This is a genomic window from Heliobacterium mobile, from assembly GCF_009720735.1.
Lineage (GTDB): Bacteria > Bacillota > Desulfitobacteriia > Heliobacteriales > Heliobacteriaceae > Heliobacterium > Heliobacterium mobile.
This window is the reverse complement of the sequence record NZ_WNKU01000005.1, coordinates 109,633-124,705: the sequence shown is the minus strand read 5'-3', so window position 1 is coordinate 124,705 and position 15,073 is coordinate 109,633. Positions and strand designations below refer to the sequence as shown.

Here is a 15,073-nt window from a genome sequence, read left to right as displayed (position 1 = left end):
GGACCCTTTAAACCATAGCACATATTATTCGCTATGAAAAGAATGGTGACTCATGCTCAGGGTTGTTCAAAATGCCTTTGCAGTCCAGCAGCGATCGCCTCGGCAGCTTTTTGCCGAATCGCTTCCTGATTGAGCAGTTTTTCTTCCTCCGGATTGGAGAGAAACATCAGTTCAATCAAGATAGCTGGCATGTTCGTTTCCCGCAGTACGGCAAAGTTTGCTCCTCTAGTATTTAGGTCTTTCCGTTGTAGCGCAGTGATGAGCGATTGCTGTACCATACCGGCCACTCGCATACGGGTCCCTTCTCCAGCTTTCGGCATACCATCTTTATTGAAATAATACGTCGTGATGCCGCTGATATCGCTACTGGAATTTGAATTGTTATGTATACTCACGAAGAGATCGGCCTTCGCTTTGTTCGCTAAATCAGAACGATAGGTGAGGTCGTCACCCACCGATTCACCCTTTATGTCCTGGTCACTCTGACGCGTCATGATCACCCGGGCGCCCTTTGACTGCAGGACGCTGGCCAAACGACGGCTCACATCCAAAACGATGTCCTTTTCCTTCGTTCCCCCTTGTCCGGAGGTACCTTGGTCGACCACATTGTAACTCGTGTTAAAGTATCCATGGCCGGGATCGACGATGATCGTCTTTCCTACCAAGGAACCAGCGATGGCTGCAACGGTGCTGCTGGTTGATCCTCGACTCGGTTGAGTCGATGGCTGATTCGTTGCCGCCGGCTGGGCTGTCGTCAGCCAGGAGGCAATCCACCCGACAGGCTTTCCCCCACTGAGGAGTTGATACCATCCATCCTGCACATTTGCCAGGTCGTAAACTTCACCGACCGCGGCAGTTCTAACGATATCGCCTTGGAGACTGGGAGAAGTACGGATATTGGCTGAATACTGTATGGTGACCTTCCATGACCGTGGATTCGACCCAACAGGTCCCGATGCAGCGGCAGGGTTGACCGGGCTCGGTTCTGGCGTCGGTTCTGGTGTCGATACTGGGCCGACAGTGCCAGGTGATATGATCAGCGGTGGGGACTTGTCTTCAGATGTACCCGGCGGCGTGGAAGACTGAGCGGAATCGTCCTTCGCAAGCAGCCAATCGGCAATCCACCCGGTGTTCCCATTATCCAAGCGGACCCTTGTCCACCCCTCTTTCGAATCAAGAACAGCCAGTTTCTTCCCTTTCAACACCATGGTCACGATATCGAAATTCACTCCGGGGCCGCGACGGACATTGACTACCTGTCCGCTCACCGTAACGGTCGCCCCTTCGTTGAGAGCTTCTAATGTCTTGAGGCTGCTCGAGGCCCATCCAGGGATGGCATCTCCATTCGAATCGGCCCCAAGTGCGCCAGATGTCGGCAAAAGGAAAAAAGTCCCTCCCAGGACTATGGACAATAGGCGACGATGTTTCATATTTCCTCCCTACTTACCTAACAGGACATTTTCCGGAAGGCGAAATCAAGCGGATCTTTATGCTACATAATTCGGGAGATGCGTCCTGTTTTATGTCGATGTTGGAAAAAATCCGTCATCTTTCTGTTACGTTTTTTATTGTAATCCTTTTTCGCTGGAATGGACAGAGGAAGAATGGATTGTCAGAGTTATTGGCCAATTATCGAGAAAAATAAACGGTGACAGCGCGAAAGCCATCACCGTTCTTTGAACCTATTGGATTTTTTTATCGCTATTCATCATGGAATTAGGGTCCCCTTGAGTCGCCGAAGAACCTGTTGCCTTCGCCGGCTCCGCTTCATCCATAATCATCGATTTCTTGCGAGCCATCGCTTGAGATACATCCATGTGACCGGCGAGGGATTCGATCTTTTTCCCTTCGACAAGAATTTGTACTTTTTCAATCGACGGATACTGGGTCAGCGTGTTGACGATCGAATAGACCGTCATCGTTTCACCGGCTGAGCCGCCTTGGTGGTTTTTTTGCAGCTCCTTGCTAAAGTTAACGGTACAAAGCCCCTCTTTCACGTTGATATCGAGCAACCGGGTACCGGCGGGGATGGTCGGAATGCCTTTCGATTGAATGTTGGGACCTTTGATCAATTCCTGTATCGCTGCCCGGGCCACACTGCCCGTCTTCGCAATCACTCGTTTCTCTGAGATCAGGTTCTGTCCTTTCGGGTCAGCAAAATACAGAGTCAACGTCTGCTCTTGCCCAGCAGCTATCGGTTGTTCTTTTGTCTCTACAGGGATAACCTGCTCCGGAGTCAGGCTCGGACTTTTCTCCTGTTCTTTTGCTGCCAGGCCTGTTTCTTTGGCTTTAAAGTCCGCTTTCATCGATACAAACCGATCAATTGCTTGGCATCCGCCTAAACCAAAGGCTATCACCAGCGCTGATACGAGCAAGATGATACCGGCGGACCAGCTCCGTTCCCTGTCCATATATACTTCCTCCCTTTGCGGTCATTTGGTTCATACATATGGACAAGGGAAGAAAACTATTCCAGTATTTTCATGTTAATGATGGAGCAGCGAAATGGCACTCATGGCCGTACCTCCTAGGGCGATCCCCGCCAGAGCGAGGCTTTGGGAGAACCTCTTCGCTTCGGGCCACAACTCGTCCCAAACCAAGTACACCATGGCTCCACCAGCGAGGCTGAGCATCTGCGCCAACACTTTCGTAGAAACGGCCAGCATGCCAAAGCCGAGCAGCGTACCTAACGGGGTAAAGAAGGCCATGCCCACCGTCAATAAAAAGATTTTCCATGTCGACAACCCGCTCATTTTAAGCGGAGCTGCCGTAGCAATACCCTCCGGGATGTTATGTAAGCCGATAGCTAAGGCGACAAGCCAGCCCAAATGGGTCTCTGCAGCTGAACCGGCAGCGATAGCGATCCCTTCGGGAAAATCGTGCAGGGAAATACCCAGGGCGATGAGATAGCCCATCTTGCGCAGCGGTCCCGCTTCTCTGCCCCTTCGGCTGGATAAGGTAAAGCGAGTCAATAGCATATCGGTCACAGCGAGCATGATCATTCCTAGACAAAAACCGCTCAGCATGGACTCGAAACCGCCCCAAGCATAGGAAGAAGGAAGTAAATCGAAGAGGACGACACTCAACATGACACCGGCGGCAAAACCGAGCATGACACTTAAGGTTCGCTTTCCCAACACCCCAAGCATAAGGACCACGAGGGCTCCAGCCGTCGTCGCCAGCCCTGCAATCAAACTAACAAAGAGCATCTGTGGTACGCCACGGAACAGTTCAGCCATCAAGGGACCCTCCAAAGCCGAATTTCTGTAGATATATAATGGTGCCTGGAGGGAAAAAGAACGAATCCCGTTCCCTGTCCAAAAAGAAAAACCACCTGTTCAAAGGCGGGATGCCTTGAAAGGTGGGACACCTTCAATGGTGGGAACAGATCGCTCACGGAAAGCCGGAGGATCGCCGTGCATGATAAAAGAAGTACGGCGAGGGAAAGCTTCTACCGGAGGTCGAAATTATTTTTAATCTTGCAAACGGTAGGACGAATCTCATCCTGATCACATCAGGCCTCGTCACTGGATTGGTCAACGGCCTTATCGGTATCGGCGGAGGGACCATCGTCATCCCTACCATGGTCTTTTTGCTGGGAGTATCGCAACATCAAGCTCATGGAACTTCGCTGGCGATCATCCTGCCCACATCGGTAGCCAGCGCTTTTGTATACTGGCGAAAAGGATACCTGGCTTGGTCGTTGATCCTTTCGGTCGCTCTCTCTGGCATGGTCGGTGCGTACATTGGGGCAAAAATGATGAACAAGTTCTCCCCCAAACACCTGCGCATGCTGCTCGGGATCGTGATGGTCGTTGCAGGGGTGCGACTCTTATGGAAATAATGCTGATCGTCGTAGGGCTCTTATCGGGAATATTGAGCGGGCTCGCTGTGGGCGGAGGTACCCTGCTTGTCCCGGCCCTGATCCTGCTCATGGACGTAGAGCAACATCAAGCTCAAGCGGTCGCCTTGACAGCCTTTCTGCCCATGTCGGCAGTGGCCTTGGTGACCCATTTTAAGAATGGCAACGTTCGGCCTCGTCTTGCCTTTTTGTTGGCGTTGACCGCCGTCGTCGGCGCTGTGGGCGGCGCCTCGCTGGCTGCCTATCTCCCGGGGCCGGTTCTACGGAAGGTCTTCGGCATCTTTTTAGTCGCCATGGGTGCTTATGAGATTTTCTATCGGCCGAAAAAGCAAGCTGATCGCACTAACCGGAAACAACCGAGTGAACGGCAGGGCAACCCATAGTATAAGACCGACCGGCCAACGCGTTACCAATTCGATATTTACCGGTGAGCTATGCCGTATTCGCTACCTCAATGGTATCAACCAAAACCCCTCTGAAAACCATTTCCCTTCCCGCAGGCCGCCGATTTGAGGCGGCTTTTCATTTATCCAGACGAGATAGTCGGCGCCTCCCTTACGAGCCTCCTCGAGGAAATCCGCGGAAAACTCGGCTGGGTCGATAAACCAACCGAACCGTCTGCTATAAAAGAGACTGCGAGGCGAGTATTCGTTGATCAGCAGCAACGACTCGGACGGAGTCGCCTTATCCAGAGCGAGACCGATGTTCAGCGTCTTCTCATCGACATCGTACCAACGCTCATAGGTCCAAGGCTGATCCCGCAGCCACTTTTCCGGCAACCACCGTTGAAAAGAGGCGGAGACGAGAAAAGAACCGCCCACCAACAGCAGCAACAGCAAACTCGTTCTCGGCTTCCAACTCCGATAATCAGACAAACTCATGTCCACCGTCGCCCCTGTGAGCAGAGCGACTAAGGGAACTGCCGGTAGGAAATAGTACTGCAGGTTGTTCAAAACATGATTGCCGACCAACAGAAAGAAAGCCGCCAGAGCAGCGATCCAACCGGCAATCCAAAAACGTTCTTTGGAAAAAAGACCCCGCAGCAAACCGATCAGCACAGGAATGGTAAAAAAGGGTGTAACTGCAAAAAAGAAGGTACCCCGACCGACGTCGGCAAACCAATCGAGAGGAATCCCTTCTTGCCAGAGCCTTGCCGCAAAGGAAGTGGTGAGCCCTGATACAAAAGGATGTTCTGCGATGCCATGAATAGCTCGGAGATAAGCCGCCGTAAACAAAAGGGGAATGATGACATAAGCGAGCCCCGCCTCCCATTTAGGCCCACGTGCCCTGAGCCACCAGAAAAAGAGGGGCAGGTAGAATAAGGCTGCCGGCGGTTTAACGAGGACAGCTAAGGTCATCCAGAGGACGCCCCGCCACATATACCGGCGGTCTGCCTCCTTTTCCCAGGCAAGAAAATTCGCCATCGCAGCCAGGGAAAGGGAAATCATGGGTACATCCGGTTGAAAGGATCGAGAAAAATAAACATACAGGGGATGAACAGCCAGAGTAAGGGCGGCGGCGAGGCCAGCCCATTCACCCCAGATCTGGCGGCCGATCCGGTAGACCGACAGCAAGGACCACAAGGAAAAAGCGATGATTACGAAACGGGCTACCCAGGGAACTTCCCCAAATATGTAATACAATGCTGCCGTGATGCCTGGAACCAAACCGAATTCCAACTCGGCATAGTTGGGCGGCGCCCCATAATAGGGAAGCTGTGGACGGAGCAGATTAAATTCCCGCTCATAAAAATAGCGAGCTACGGCAGCCGTATCGCTTTGACGCCAGCCATGAAAATCGACAAAAGGGTTCTCAATGCCTTTTAGTCGCATGGCGAAACCGATCAAGACAATGATAGTGAGCGCCCATAGGGAAAAATTCCAACGCAATTCCCTTAACTCTGCGCGATCAGGAAAACGCCAAAACAAATGACTAGCACCCCGCCGATTCGCATTAACGTTACCGGCTCTCCTAATAGAGCCCAAGAGGCGAAAAGCACGATGATATAGGACAAACTGACCATGGGATAGGCTAAGCTCAACTGAACTTTGGACACAGCCATTATCCAGAGAATGGAACTACAGCCGAAAAGGAAAAGCCCCCCGATGATGAGGGGATTTTTCGCCATCTGCAGTAACCCTTGGACCAACGTATCCCATAAGGGACCCGGCTCAATGGCGAGTCGGTTGGCACCCAGTTTAAGGAGCACCTGTCCGCAGGCACCCAAAAAGATCGAAATGAGAATCGTATAGAATCCGCTACCCAAGGCGCTTTTCATGGACGATCTCCAATCTGGAAACTTTTCGAGCCAAGAAAAAATACTGCAGTACCGTTTCCAGCACAGGCATTTTGCTAGGTCCCGCTTTCCGGTCGTAACGCAATACTAGAGGAACCTCATCAAAGCGAAGCCCTAAGGTTCGCAGCTTCAGCAAGATCTCGGCCATGCATTGAAAACCGCTGGCTTCGATAAAATATTCACCAAAACGTTGGAAGGCAACTTGAAGAACGCCGATCTTATAAGCCCGAAAGCCAGAAGAGTAGTCTCTCACGCCATCGATTTGAAAGATGAACCCCAGCAACGTGGAGGCTCCCCAAGACATGACCTTGCGGAAAAAGGATAGTCCGATTTGCTCGCCCCCGTCCTGGTAGCGAGAAGCGATGACCACATGCGTCCCTTTTTTGATCTTCTCCACCATGGCCGGGATGATGCTGGGATCATGGGTATCATCGGCATCCATCGTGACGACGACGTCATCACTCGACCCGTTTTCGGCGATCCAGCGCAGGCCTGTCATCATACCTCTGCCCAGACCTTTGTTCACTTCATGACGCAGCACCGTCACTGGATAGAGCCGTTGGTAACTTTCGGCGATTTCAGCCGTACCGTCTTTCGATCCATCATCCACCACGATCACATGTAAGTCCGGAAACTTTGGCAGCAATTCGGCGAATTTCGGCATCAAACCAGGTAAACTTTTTGCTTCGTTGTAAGCCGGTAACAGAATATACAGGGCCAACGCCCTCCTCTACAGAAACTGATTCCATTTTTAGGTTTTCTATGGGTGGTACGCAAAGGGATGCTCGGAACGGCTACAACCCTTCCGGCAAATAGCCGTACATCTCTTTGAACACCTTAGATACGATGGGACCTTCGTCAGGCTCAAACATCCGAACCACAGAGAATTCCACTACTGTCGTCTGCTTTCCGTTCGGCAGCGCATGGATTTCGCAGCGTAGAATCCGACCAATACCTACGGTTTCTTCTTGGTTGGTCACGATCAACACGGGCATCCCTACGGGGTACATCCGTCCCCCTTCCTTGGTAAAGCCGAGGATAATATTACCGTGTGTCCGTTTCCACAGCAGATGATTTCCGGGACACTGAGGCGGTTCCTGGGGAAGCTCGTCCACCGGTAGTCGAAGGACCCAGGTGAATTCGAACTTGTAGCCCAACCACACATCCCTCCTAAAAACGTCACTGTATATATTATATACACCCTAGCCTAGAAAATTTCCAGACATAAGAAACCAATATTCCTGCACAATAACTAAAGAGGAAAAATTCTCTCCCTTTTGGAAGGTGGTTTCCTTTTGGGCCGGATTAGCTGTCTCCAACAGTTAGACTTCGAACCGCTCCCCCACCAGATCGATACGGCTTGGAAAGTGCTCTATCCTATGGGTGGACGAGCTATCTTAGCCGACGAAGTCGGGCTGGGTAAAACCATTGAAGCCGGCATCGTCCTGAAAGAACTGCAATTCCGAGGCCAACTGAATAAAGTTCTGATTCTGGCGCCGAAAAACCTGACTGGACAGTGGGCCCACGAGATGAGGACCAAGTTCGGTTTTCCTTGTTGGGTCAACAAGCGGGAATACGGTTGGAACTGGCATCCCTTTGTGGTCACCTCCATCGACTTAGCGAAGCGCTCTCCCCATGCGGATATCATCAGAGCCATCGAATATGACGTGGTCATCGTCGATGAAGCACACCGCCTGAAAAATCCCCGTTCCAGCAATTATGCATTTGTATCATCCATAAAAACGAAACACCTGCTTTTGTTGACGGCGACACCAGTGCAAAACGACTTAAAGGAGCTTTTCCACCTGGTAGACCTGCTGCGGCCCGGTTATTTTGGCTCTTTTGCCGATTTTCAATCGGCCTTCCTCGCCGGCAAACGAGAACCGAAAAACCCGAAAGAACTACAGGATGTCCTCACAGGCGTCCTTATCCGCCATCACCGCAGCGAATGCGCGATCAAACTGCCGAACCGGCATGTCCACCTGCTTCCCCTTGATTTAACCGAGCCAGAACAAGCGCTTTACGACGCCGTCGTCGACTTCCTGCGCAATGAGTTCCGCCGCCGCAAAGAGATGAAGAAAAGCACCTTGGGCTTGCTTACACTTCTCCGGGAGGTTTGTTCCAGTTCTTTTGCCGCCTTAGGCACCATCGAGTCGATGGGCTTGGAAGAACTGATTCCCCTGGCCGAGCAAATCCGCCAGAACGCCAAAGCCCAGGTGGTCACCGACTTTCTTCAGCACAGCAAAGAAAAGGTTATCATTTTTACGGAATACTTTCAAACCCTAGATTATTTGGCCATGCATCTGCAGGCCCTGAGAATACCTGTGCTTGTCTATCATGGCGGTTTAGGACGATGGACCCGGGCCATGACCCAGCATGAATTCCAGAAAAGCGACATTCCCGTCCTCATCTCCACGGAATCGGGCGGTGAAGGCATCAACTTGCAATTTTGCCATCAAGTGATCAATTATGACCTCCCCTGGAATCCGATGCGGTTGGAACAGCGGATCGGCCGCGTCCACCGCTTGGGGCAGAAGCATGACGTTCACGTCTATAACCTGAGCACCCGAGGGACGATCGAAGAGCACATGTTAGACCTGCTGCAAGAGAAAATCCAGATGTTCACCCAGACGGTCGGCTTCATCGAGCGCTTGATCTACAGTCAAAAGTCCAGCGAAAAACTGGAAACACATGCGCTGGAATACTTACTCGATATTCAAGCAAAGATCAATCAAGAAAAAGCAAAGACGAAACCTCCTTCGGAAGTTTCGTCCTCTTTCCAACCGGTATCACCGCCGCTTTTTCTGCTATGAATTCCAAGTTCGGAATCCCTCTCCCAGCACCTCATGGACTTCGTTGATGATCATAAAGGCCTTGGGGTCTGTATCATAAACAACTCCCTTCAGCCGGACCAACTCGGAACGGCTGACGACACAATAAAGAATGTTCTTTTCTTCAGCAGTATAGGCTCCTCGACCGCTGAACACGGTGGCTCCCCGTTCCAGTTCGCTGACGACGCGCCGGGCGATTTCCTCGGACTTCTCGGAGATGATCATAGCTGCCCGGGCTGTGTATGCCCCCTCTTGGACAAAATCAATCACCCTGCTGGCGACAAACACCGCTAACAGGGTGTACATAGCGACCGCTTTGCCGAAGATAAAGGCGATCGACGTGATCACGATCACGTCAAACATGAGCAGAACTCTGCCTAAAGGCCATCCCCAGCGGTGGTTGACCAGTCGAGCGACGATATCGCCTCCGCCGGTAGAACCGCCAAAGAGGAAGATCACGCCCAGACCGACGCCTAGAAAAAAGCCGCCATACAGAGCTGCAAGCAAAATATCGTTGGGCATAGGCGATTGGTATTGGGCGGTCAAATCGATCGCCAGAGAGGCCACCGCCGTTCCCCATAGGGTCTTTAGGGCAAATTCATGGCCCAGAAGGCGCCACCCGATGATGAACAAGGGGATGTTCATGATCAGGTATGATTGTCCCACCGGCCAGCCGAAGAGATAATAGAACATCAACGCCACACCGGTTAGTCCGCCTTCGGCCAACCGGTTGGCAATGATGAAATAATTAAGACCAAAAGCGAAAATGCTTGCACCGACAGCAATTCCCAGGGCATCTTTCAACCAAAGACCGATTCGTCTTTTCAATTCCCTTCCATCCTATCTGAGACGAAACTTACTTGTATAGATTGCCCTCTCGTCCGTCTTCTAAAACGAATTCAGCGCAATACGTCTTTAATGAATACCGTAGTGTCTTTAATCAGGTTGTATTCCTTCGTTTCTACAAAACGATATCGCTCCTGCAGCACCCGCACGACCGGACGCATCGGGATCGATTTGTTCTGGTCGACGACGACACCCACTTCTCCCGTGGACAGGCGCACCGAAATCCCCGAGGGGTAGGTGGCTACATTTTTTAAGAAGAGCTGCACCAATTCCATGTCGAGATAGCGGCCAGAGAGTCCCATCAGCATCTCACAAGCTTGGTGAGGTAAGACAGGCTTGGCACCGAGTGTACCGTTGACCAGTTTATCATAGAGATCCACTACGGCCACGATCCGTCCGTACAGGTGGATATCATCGCCAGTCAACTGCCGGGGATAACCGCTGCCGTCGACCCGCTCATGATGCTGGTAGGCCACATGAGCCGTAACGACACTCAGTTCCTGAATCCGTCGCAAAAGGGCAAAGCCTTCTTCGGTATGTTTTTCATAAAGAGCCCGTTCTTCGTCGCTGAGCCGATCTTCTCCTTTTTGTAGGATTTCTTTCGGAACCTTCGTCAAACCGACATCATGCATCAGACCACCGACAGCCAGTTCCATCAGACGGTTGCGGTCGAGAGAACGAGCGATGCCCAGCACGGTCGCCATGATACAGACCGATACACTGTGGGGGATCAGCCAGTCTTCGGTGGAACGCATATCCATCAGGTTCATGAGCACGCCTTGATTGGCGATACATTCCTCGACGATCGAGTTTACCGTTTTTTTCACTTTTGTCCCGTCAATACTTCGGCCGCTTCGGATCGCATCGGTCGCCACTTTGACGTTGTGCAAGGCTTCTCGACGGGTGTCGTCACTGATAGGATCGATAATTTGTAAATCCTGAAACTGTTCATCTTCGATATAGACGGCTGTAATTCCGAGTCCTCGCAGTTTCGAAAGATAACCAGCCGTTAATAAAACACCCTTTCCCAGTAAGATCTGCCCGTCTGAGGCCAAGATAGAACGGGCCAGCTTATCTCCGATTTTTACATAATCAATCCCCATCTGCCGCACAGTACTCGCCTCCCTGATGCTATAAAAAATTCGCCGTTCCTGTCCGGCATCCTCTATTACTATATAAAAATAAAAGCGGTTTTCGCTATATGCAAAAACCGCTTTTTTACCAATATAGTATGTTAATACTATTCAGTTTTACCTACTTTGACAGGATTTTCAACCTCCAAGATCGGCTTCACTTCGGTGCCGGATTCCTCTTTGGCGATAAGATAAGCTACATCGCCGCTTTTTATCATACAGGCATTGGCTTCGTCCGTATCGAGGTGAAACTCCAAAGCCATCGCATCGCCGACACGAGCGAGAACGTTTTGAAAGATCACGCTTCGTTCACCGCCGAAGGAGACGGTGATACGCTCTTTGTCTTTAATGGCTAAGGCTTCCGCATCTTTGCTGTGTATATGGAGATGACGACAAGCCAGGATGACGCCCTCTTTTAATATAACCGATCCTTTGGGTCCGATGAGCACGCAGCCCGGTGTATCTTTTAAGTCACCGGAATCGCGAACAGGCGGCTGAACACCTAATGTAAAGGAATCAGTCCGAGAAATCTCTACCTGGGTTTGTTTTCGTGTCGGCCCGAGGACCCGTACATTGGAAAGGACACCTTTAACCCCAGCTACCGTCAATACTTCTTTACAGGCAAACTGCCCAGGTTGACAGAGCGGCTTCATCTCTGACAACTGATATCCAGCTCCGAAAAGGGTATCCACATCTTCCTGGGAAAGGTGGATGTGGCGATTCGACACACCGACGGGCACTTGAATCGGAATATTGTACTTCATGATAGAAAATCCTCCTTCCCCAAGACCAAGAGTGTCTAGGATGCTGTCAGTATTTTGACTGGCTTTATTATAAACGCCTATAATCAATCCCGACAATATCTAAGATCTATTTATAACTGTCTAAATTATCAGACAGGCATCGGTAAAAAAGAAAAACCCTCGATAAACGAGGGTTTCATACATTTGATGTACTTATTCACATCCACAGCCGCAACCGCATTCGCTTTGGCCTTGGCCAGCCACTTTGTTCAGTTCAGCGATGAGTTTATCGACTTCGATGCCGTGAGCGCGAGCGCCCTGTCCGATGTTTTCAAAGCGAGCCGCCGAACAACCGAGGCAACCCATACCAAAACTCATGAAGACAGGTACCGTCTGAGGATATTTACTTACGCATTCCCCAATACCCATAGTTTCAGTGATTACCATTCAGTCCACCTCCTTAAAGGGCAGATCAAGAGCCCCCTGGGGGCATTATACATCAAGTTCTAAATTGTTGCAATGCGGCTGCCAATTGTCCGGCGATCTGACTTACATGCTGGACGGTCCCATTGATCTCTTCCATGGCCGCCGTTTGTTCTTCTGTCGCCGCGGCCACTTCCTGGGAACTGCCGGCGTTTACATCGGCGAGCTTCTTGATTTGTTCGACAGCAGCCACTACGTTGACAATCAATTGCTCCGATGACCCAATGGCCTGCTGTTCCGCCGCTTGGCCGATCTCCTCGATCAACTCGTTCGTCTCCTTCAGACTTTGGGTGATCTGTTGAAAGGCTTCACCGGTCTTCGTTGCCACCGTTGTTCCTTCCGCAACTTTTCCTGTTCCCCTGCTCATGGCCTCGACAGCTCGATCCATCTCAGCCCGGATCTCACCGATCAAGTGGCGGATCTGTTCTGCGCTTTGTGCCGATTCCTCAGCCAGCTTTCGCACCTCGTCGGCGACGACAGCGAATCCTCGCCCTTGTTCCCCGGCGCGAGCCGCTTCGATGGCGGCGTTCAAGGCCAAGAGATTCGTCTGGCTGGCGATACCGGTAATCGCTTCGACGATTTGACCGATCGCCTGGGACTTATCGGTCAGCCCTTGGATGACGTGAGCCGTATGGTCAACAGTGTCGCAGATTTCCTGCATCTTGCCTAATGTATGCTCGACCGCTTCATTTCCGCTTTGAGCCAGTTCCAATGTTTTTCGGGAAGCTTGGCCGGCCCTGTAGACGATCGCTGTGATCTCATGGGTGGCTGCCGACATCTTAGCGACGTCGTCAAAGGCTTTATCTACTAATTGAACTTGTTCCGTCGTCCCTTCCGAAACAGCGTTCATCGCACCGGCAACCCGCTCTACTGTTTTCGTCGTTTCCTCCGTCGATGCGCCAATCTCTGTGGAAATGGCGGCCAATTGCTTCGAAGTTTGTTGGACCTTTTCCAGCAATTTTCTAAGCTCATCAACCATCCGGTTAAAAGAATGCCCCAAGTCTTCGATTTCATCACCGGAGTGAACTTCCACCTTCTGGGTAAGATCCCCCTCGGCCACAAGGTGGGCACTTTCTGCCAGCTCACGCAAAGGTCGAGTAATTCCGTTCGAAAGCAGCAACGCTGCGGCAATGCTGAGGCCAGCGGCAATCACCGCCAGGATCCAACTCAACTGGATCGCTTGATAGGCCCGTTCTTGAGAACGGTCTATGTCCTTCCCCATCCGTTGCTCGCCTAATTCTTTGAGGCTGTTTACCGCCTCGACCACGCCGGGAATCATGGGGTAAGACTTGTTCAATCCTTGACTGAGCGCCGATTGATCTCCCCGCCGGTAAGCTGGAATGATCTCCTCCCAGGCTATTTTTTCGTAAACGCCCAACCGAGCAGAAATATTGCGTATATGATTGCGCTCTTCGTCAGTGGATTCCAGCTTGTTCATCTCTTCAATCAGTCTATGGTTCTCTGCAGAGGCTTGTTTAAATTGATCAACCATTTCCGGTTTACCCAAAGCAAGGTAGCCCATCAGAAAAGCCACTTCCTGATGGGTATTGCTGGTCAACTTTTCAGCGGAAACCAATAACGGAATACTGTGATCCTCCAAGTCATTAATGGAGGCATCAATGGCGCTTGTTTTAAAATAGGTGACCGTTGCAACGGTAACAATAAGTGTAACGATCGCTAAATATCCCCCGAGAACTTTCCATCGAATACCTATTCTCATTCGCTACGTCACCTCATATGGAACGAACCGACAGTTCGTCCGTATCGTCAACCGTAAAAACTCGATCCAGCTTTGTCATCTGAAATATTTCCTGGGTTAACGGTGTCAAATGGCTCAACCGTAATTGACCGCCCATTTTTACGGTCGTCTTCAGAATGGACACAAGAAAACCGAGCCCAGCCGAATCGATGAAGTCAATCCCGCCAAGATTTAGAATCAACTTGATTCGCCCTTGTTCCATCCGCTTTACCACATCTTCGCGAAACTTGGCTGCTTCGACGGCGTTAAAGGACCCCTCTAAGAAATACAGGTCTGTCTCCCCGACAGATCGGTATTGCACGGTTAACACGTTTTTTCGCCTCCTGGTTATCGAAATCAAAAATTGCAGGGGTCTTTGAGGCCGGATTTAAATCCGCTCTAAATATAATTGTACTTCACCTGCACCAGATTTATCACCTTTTGTAAAAATAAGTTAACAAAAGCATAATAAAAAACTCACCCTATGCGGTGAGTTTAAAATTTCTTTTGTGTAATAATGAAATTATGCGAGCCCCAGCGAACCGAGAATGAGTTCTAAGGAACCTTCTTCGGGAATTAAGAACAGGGATCCTTCAATCGCTTCACTTTCTCCGACGAATTCGGTGCTCAACAAGAGGGCATGGTCTCCCACTTCTGCGATAGTGGCCAAGACAACGCTGATGATGGCTGCGGCCATGTCCATCGCTAATGCCGGAACAGATTGTTCAAAGGTGATCTGCGTGAACATGGATAAGGCATTTAAATAGGTCCCTGCCAGGATGTTACCTACCTCTTTGAGGGCAGATTCTTGGATCTCGCCGATCTCCTCGGTAGTTCCTGTGGGCAAACCCATCAACATGTCCACAAGGGCTTTTGCTGAATCGATGGGCAGCACAAAGAGCAAATTCGCCGGTGCTTTACCTTCGACCCGTAGGTATACGCCGGCAACGAGCGATTCCGGCCCGCCCATACGGTCGGCCACCTGATCAAATGGCACGACGCCCAAGGCGGGCACTTTCATATCAATCGCTTTTTGCACCATCTGAGATAACGCGGTAGCCGCATTTCCCGCCCCGACATTCCCCACTTCCCGCAGGGCGTCCATTTGCATCGGGCTAAGGCTCAGAAAATCCATGATAAG

The 15,073-nt window shown here is 51.0% G+C and carries 17 protein-coding genes; 3 read left to right on the top strand and 14 right to left on the bottom strand.

The window, feature by feature from the left end; all coding sequences use genetic code 11:
• Positions 1-56: 56 nt before the first annotated feature.
• The 3 genes from GJ688_RS06640 to GJ688_RS06630 all read right to left on the bottom strand — a co-directional run bounded on the left by GJ688_RS06640 (position 57) and on the right by GJ688_RS06630 (position 3,239).
• Positions 57-1,379, bottom strand: coding sequence for an N-acetylmuramoyl-L-alanine amidase (locus tag GJ688_RS06640; RefSeq protein WP_170291745.1), 1,323 nt, complete (start codon positions 1,377-1,379; stop codon positions 57-59).
• Positions 1,380-1,682: 303 nt separating this feature from the next.
• Positions 1,683-2,411: a GerMN domain-containing protein gene (locus GJ688_RS06635; protein WP_155475763.1), complete on the bottom strand. Its 729-nt coding sequence runs from the start codon at positions 2,409-2,411 to the stop codon at positions 1,683-1,685.
• Between the two features lie 75 nt (positions 2,412-2,486).
• Positions 2,487-3,239: a ZIP family metal transporter gene (locus GJ688_RS06630; protein ID WP_155475762.1), complete on the bottom strand. Its 753-nt coding sequence runs from the start codon at positions 3,237-3,239 to the stop codon at positions 2,487-2,489.
• A gap of 227 nt (positions 3,240-3,466) precedes the next feature.
• Here GJ688_RS06630 and GJ688_RS06625 point away from each other — a divergent pair, with 227 nt between their 5' ends.
• Together GJ688_RS06625 and GJ688_RS06620 are read left to right on the top strand one after the other, a co-directional pair.
• Complete coding sequence (locus GJ688_RS06625) at positions 3,467-3,844, top strand: sulfite exporter TauE/SafE family protein (RefSeq protein ID WP_328597329.1); 378 nt, start codon at positions 3,467-3,469, stop codon at positions 3,842-3,844.
• Positions 3,835-4,245: a sulfite exporter TauE/SafE family protein gene (locus tag GJ688_RS06620; protein WP_155475760.1), complete on the top strand. Its 411-nt coding sequence runs from the start codon at positions 3,835-3,837 to the stop codon at positions 4,243-4,245. Before GJ688_RS06625 ends, GJ688_RS06620 begins: the two co-directional genes overlap by 10 nt.
• 63 nt (positions 4,246-4,308) lie before the next feature.
• Here GJ688_RS06620 and GJ688_RS06615 read toward each other — a convergent pair whose 3' ends face one another.
• The 4 genes from GJ688_RS06615 to GJ688_RS06600 form a co-directional block, all read right to left on the bottom strand.
• The gene (locus GJ688_RS06615) at positions 4,309-5,751 is read right to left on the bottom strand and encodes an ArnT family glycosyltransferase (RefSeq protein ID WP_155475759.1); all 1,443 of its coding nucleotides are present in this window, start codon (positions 5,749-5,751) and stop codon (positions 4,309-4,311) included.
• Between the two features lie 5 nt (positions 5,752-5,756).
• Positions 5,757-6,140: an EamA family transporter gene (locus GJ688_RS06610; protein WP_155475758.1), complete on the bottom strand. Its 384-nt coding sequence runs from the start codon at positions 6,138-6,140 to the stop codon at positions 5,757-5,759.
• Positions 6,121-6,879, bottom strand: a complete 759-nt coding sequence (locus GJ688_RS06605) for a glycosyltransferase (protein WP_155475757.1) — start codon at positions 6,877-6,879, stop codon at positions 6,121-6,123. The genes GJ688_RS06610 and GJ688_RS06605 overlap by 20 nt, the downstream gene beginning before the upstream one ends.
• Positions 6,880-6,952: 73 nt before the next feature.
• Complete coding sequence (locus GJ688_RS06600) at positions 6,953-7,321, bottom strand: hypothetical protein (protein ID WP_328597327.1); 369 nt, start codon at positions 7,319-7,321, stop codon at positions 6,953-6,955.
• 132 nt (positions 7,322-7,453) lie between these two features.
• Here GJ688_RS06600 and GJ688_RS06595 point away from each other — a divergent pair, with 132 nt between their 5' ends.
• Positions 7,454-8,971, top strand: a complete 1,518-nt coding sequence (locus tag GJ688_RS06595) for a DEAD/DEAH box helicase (protein WP_155475755.1) — start codon at positions 7,454-7,456, stop codon at positions 8,969-8,971.
• On the opposite strand, the gene GJ688_RS06590 is transcribed toward GJ688_RS06595, so the two are convergent.
• The 7 genes from GJ688_RS06590 to GJ688_RS06560 all read right to left on the bottom strand — a co-directional run bounded on the left by GJ688_RS06590 (position 8,966) and on the right by GJ688_RS06560 (position 15,067).
• Positions 8,966-9,817: a YitT family protein gene (locus GJ688_RS06590; protein WP_155475754.1), complete on the bottom strand. Its 852-nt coding sequence runs from the start codon at positions 9,815-9,817 to the stop codon at positions 8,966-8,968. The two genes, GJ688_RS06595 and GJ688_RS06590, sit on opposite strands and share 6 nt — an antisense overlap.
• 71 nt (positions 9,818-9,888) lie before the next feature.
• A complete protein-coding gene (locus GJ688_RS06585; protein WP_155475812.1) occupies positions 9,889-10,938 on the bottom strand; it encodes an HD-GYP domain-containing protein in 1,050 nt (349 codons plus the stop codon).
• A gap of 137 nt (positions 10,939-11,075) precedes the next feature.
• Complete coding sequence (pduL, locus tag GJ688_RS06580; RefSeq protein WP_155475753.1) at positions 11,076-11,732, bottom strand: phosphate propanoyltransferase; 657 nt, start codon at positions 11,730-11,732, stop codon at positions 11,076-11,078.
• Between the two features lie 192 nt (positions 11,733-11,924).
• A complete protein-coding gene (locus GJ688_RS06575) occupies positions 11,925-12,158 on the bottom strand; it encodes a DUF1858 domain-containing protein (RefSeq protein WP_155475752.1) in 234 nt (77 codons plus the stop codon).
• 52 nt (positions 12,159-12,210) lie between these two features.
• The gene (locus GJ688_RS06570) at positions 12,211-13,914 is read right to left on the bottom strand and encodes a methyl-accepting chemotaxis protein (protein ID WP_155475751.1); all 1,704 of its coding nucleotides are present in this window, start codon (positions 13,912-13,914) and stop codon (positions 12,211-12,213) included.
• A gap of 13 nt (positions 13,915-13,927) precedes the next feature.
• On the bottom strand, positions 13,928-14,263 hold the full coding sequence (locus GJ688_RS06565) for an STAS domain-containing protein (protein WP_170291743.1): 336 nt from the start codon (positions 14,261-14,263) through the stop codon (positions 13,928-13,930).
• A gap of 192 nt (positions 14,264-14,455) precedes the next feature.
• On the bottom strand, positions 14,456-15,067 hold the full coding sequence (locus GJ688_RS06560) for a chemotaxis protein CheC (RefSeq protein WP_155475749.1): 612 nt from the start codon (positions 15,065-15,067) through the stop codon (positions 14,456-14,458).
• Between the last annotated feature and the right edge of the window lie 6 nt (positions 15,068-15,073).